Below are 1,122 nucleotides of genomic sequence, written 5' to 3'. Positions count from 1 at the left end.
ATCCCCATCTGCTGGACGGTGGTGAACAGGGGCACGCCGAGCACGGCCGGGGAGATCATGAGGCCGGCCATCACCAGGGCCATCAGGGCGCCCTTGCCGCGGAACTCGGTGCGGGCGAAGCCGTAGCCGGCCAGCGCGCTCACCAGCAGGACCACCGTCGTGACGCAGACCGACACGACGAGGGAGTTGACGAACCAGTTGGTGATGTTGCCGGTCTCGAAGAGGGCCGACCAGGCCTGGCCGGTCCAGTCCTCGGGCAGCCAGTGCGTGGGTACCTCGACGGCCTCGGTCTCCGACTTGAGGGAGGTGAACAGGGCCCAGGCGAGGGGGGCGAGGAACACGGCGGAGACGGCGGTGCCGAGCAGCGTGAGCACGATCTGGCCGGGGGTCCAGCTCCTGCGCGGCCGGGTGCGGATCGATGGTGCGGCGGTGGTCATCGGCCGCCCTCCTCACGGTTGCGCAGCAGCCACATCCGGGCGAGGGCGACGGCCGCGATGAGCATGAAGAAGATGATGGAGATCGCGGAGGCGTAGCCCACGCGGTAGCTGGTGAAGCCCTGTTCGAGGGTGTACTGGACGAAGGTGCGGGTCGATTCCTCCGGTCCGGGCCCGAAGTCCTGCATGACGACGGCCTGGTCGAAGACCTGGAGCGAGGCGAGGATCTGGAGGGCGACGACGAGGCCGGTGATGTTGCGCAGCATCGGCAGCGTGATGTGGAGCGTGCGGTGCCAGGCGTTCGCGCCGTCCAGCTTGGCGGCCTCGTAGAGGTGGGCGGGGATGCCCTGGAGGGCGGCGAGGTAGAGCAGGAAGCTGAAGCCGACCGTCCACCACAGGGTGGTGATGACGACGGCGAGCAGCGCGTAGGACTTGTCGGTCAGCCAGGGCGTCTGAAGGCCGAAGACGTGGTTGATCATTCCCGTGCCGGGGTTGAACAGCCACTGCCACAGGTTGGCGGCGACGGTGGACGGCAGCAGGAAGGGCAGGAAGAAGCACAGCCGCCACAGCCACTTGCCGCGTTCGATGTGGTGGGCGAGCATCGCCAGCAGGAAGGCGAGGACCGTGATGCAGGGCACGACGAGCAGCGTGAAGTACGCGCTGTGGCCGAGCGCGTCCCACATCAGGG

Annotated in this window: 1 protein-coding gene and 1 pseudogene; both read right to left on the bottom strand. The window is 68.2% G+C overall.

What is annotated here, in order from left to right; genetic code table 11:
• A pseudogene (locus ACFW2E_RS47520) lies at positions 1-437 on the bottom strand (carbohydrate ABC transporter permease); the annotation flags it as partial.
• The coding region (locus tag ACFW2E_RS47515; RefSeq protein ID WP_384478553.1) for a carbohydrate ABC transporter permease at positions 434-1,122 on the bottom strand (689 nt) is incomplete at its 5' end. The gene ACFW2E_RS47515 and the pseudogene ACFW2E_RS47520, both read right to left, overlap by 4 nt.

This window comes from Streptomyces sp. NPDC058964 (genome assembly GCF_042741275.1).
Lineage (GTDB): Bacteria > Actinomycetota > Actinomycetes > Streptomycetales > Streptomycetaceae > Streptomyces.
This window is presented reverse-complemented; position numbering and strand designations above follow the sequence as displayed.